1 protein-coding gene and 2 pseudogenes are annotated in these 2,706 nt (G+C 66.0%); all 3 read left to right on the forward strand.

The window, feature by feature from the left end:
- Window positions 1-215, forward strand: a pseudogene (locus KH616_RS23835) (formimidoylglutamate deiminase); the annotation flags it as partial.
- Window positions 216-280: 65 nt separating this feature from the next.
- A pseudogene (gene hutG, locus KH616_RS23840) lies at window positions 281-1,078 on the forward strand (N-formylglutamate deformylase).
- A gap of 710 nt (window positions 1,079-1,788) precedes the next feature.
- Window positions 1,789-2,706: glutamine synthetase family protein (locus KH616_RS23845; protein ID WP_292253543.1), on the forward strand; the 918-nt coding region annotated here is incomplete at its 3' end.

Here is a 2,706-nt window from a genome sequence, read left to right on the forward strand (position 1 = left end):
GCGCCGACTGGCTGGTGCTCGATCCGGATCATCCGGCGATCGCCGAGCATAACAGCGCGTCGTGGCTGTCCGGCGTCGTATTCGCGGAGCACGGCGCAACGCCGGTGCGGGATGTCTATACGGGCGGCGTGCGTGTCGTCAGCGATCGCCGCCATCGCGACGAGGCCGCTGCTTATGCCGATTACCGCGCCGCGCTGGCGCAACTGCTTCGCTAATCCTACAAACGCAACGCCGCGGCGTGTCGCAAGCCACGCCGCGGCATCGAACACGGTGAACCGACATGAGCCATCAACCGGCCGTCATCACGCTCAAGCAGGGCACGCTGCCGCTGCTGATCTCGATTCCGCACGCAGGCACGTTCATTCCCGACGACATCGCGGCGACGATGACGCCTGACGCGCGTTTCGTCGACGATTGCGACTGGCACCTCGAACGCCTGTACGGATTCGCGGTCGCGCTGGGCGCATCGATGCTGGCGCCGTCGCATGCGCGCTATGTGATCGACCTGAACCGGCCGCCCGACGACGAGAACCTCTATCCGGGACAGGACACGACCGGGCTTGTGCCGGTCGACATGTTCGACAAGGCGCCGCTCTATCCGGCCGGCGGCGCGCCGGACGCCGGCGAGATCGCCCGCCGCCGCGAGCGCTATTGGCGGCCGTATCACGAAGCGCTTGAGCGCGAGATTGCGCGCCTGAAACAGGAGCATGGCCGTGTGCTGGTGTAGGAGGCGCACTCGATCCGCTCGCACGTGCCGCGCTTTTTCGACGGCCGGCTGCCGGACTTCAATTTCGGCACCGCGAACGGCGCGAGCGCGGCGCCGGGCCTCGCCGAGGCGCTCGCCGAATGCGTGAAGGCGCATGGCGGATTCACGGCGGTGGCGAACGGCCGCTTCAAGGGCGGCTATATCACGCGTCATTACGGCGTGCCCGATGCCGGCGTGCAGGCCGTGCAGCTCGAGCTGTCGCAGATCACGTACATGGAGGAAACGCGTCCGTACGCCTACGACGATGCACGTGCCGCGCAGGTCGTGCCGCTGCTCGGGACGCTCGTCGAAACCGCGCTGGCGTATCGCTGAAGGGCTGAAGGGCTGAAGGGCTGAAGGGCTGAAGGGCTGAAGGGCGTCGGCACGCACAGGCCGAAGGAACCATGCCGATCGTTTTCCCGTGCGCCGTGGCAACCCGCCGACGCGCACGCTGACGAGGCCGGCCGACGCGACCCGCGGCTTGCTCAGGGTAAATCCGGGGCAAGCCGCCGGGAAACCGAATTGACGCCGTTTTCCGGTGATATAAGCTAAATGTTAGCAAGCCGTCATGAGCATCATGGCAGCGCAATCTTGCTTGCCGGCGGCGCCTCGCACGCCGGCGCCTCGTTACAGGACGGCTGGCTGACGTGTCGCATCGCGGCCCGAGCCGACCTCGTCCCGACTCGACACGGTCAATCTTCACAACAATCTGTCGAGTACGATCGTGAAAGCCGCCAGCTCCTCGATACGCTGGACGCGAAGTCCGGCGGCGGGCGCGCCCCATCCTGCAGGACCGGTCCGGCACGTTGAGTGTGCCGCGCGGTTCGCCCGCCCAGGCCCCGCCCGTTTCACCGTCATGTCCCGCCGCGGTTTGCGCCGCTTCAACCTCGTGATTGCGCGCGTATTCAGCGCGGTTCAATGCGACGGCAGCGCGTCGCTGTTGCCCTAGCGTCGCGGGTCTCGTTTGCTCCAGGCAAACTCGTCCTCCGCCGCGCGACGCGCGCGGCGGCCCGACGCATGCCGTCGATTGAAAAAGGCCGATCATGCAGCCAACACTGGACGAATTCCTCCGCCAGCATCGCATCACCGAGGTCGAGGCGATCATTCCCGACATGGCGGGCATCGCGCGCGGCAAGATCATTCCGCGCAACAAGTTCGAGTCCGGCGAATCGATGCGGCTGCCGCAGGCCGTGATGGTGCAGACCGTCACCGGCGAGTATCCGGAAGACGGCACGCTGACCGGCGTGACCGATCCCGACATGGTCTGCGTGCCCGATCCGTCGACGATCTGCCTGATCCCGTGGGCGGTCGATCCGACTGCGCAGGTGATCCACGACTGCGTGCACTTCGACGGCTCGCCGGTCGAGATCTCGCCGCGCTACGTGCTGCGCCACGTGCTCGACCTGTATCGCGAGAAAGGGTGGAAGCCGGTCGTCGCGCCGGAGCTGGAGTTCTACCTGGTCGACGTGAACGCCGATCCCGACCTGCCGCTGCGCCCGCCGATCGGCCGCACCGGGCGCGCGGAGACGGGCCGCCAGTCGTATTCGATCGAGGCGGTCAACGAATTCGATCCGCTGTTCGAGGATATCTACGACTACTGCGACATTCAGGGCCTCGACATCGAGACGCTGATCCATGAAGTCGGCGCCGCGCAAATGGAGATCAACTTCATGCACGGCGATCCGCTGAGCCTGGCCGACCAGGTATTTCTGTTCAAGCGCACGGTGCGCGAGGCGGCGCTGCGGCACAACATGTACGCGACCTTCATGGCGAAGCCGATGGAAAACGAGCCGGGCTCGGCGATGCACGTGCATCAGAGCCTCGCGGATCCGGCAACCGGGCGCAACCTGTTCAGCGATGCAAACGGCAACGTGTCGCCGCTGTTCCGCAGCTATCTCGCCGGACTGCAGAAATACACGCCTGCGCTGATGCCGATCTTCGCGCCGTACATCAACTCGTAT

It is taken from the genome of Burkholderia sp. (genome assembly GCF_018375725.1).
GTDB lineage: Bacteria > Pseudomonadota > Gammaproteobacteria > Burkholderiales > Burkholderiaceae > Burkholderia.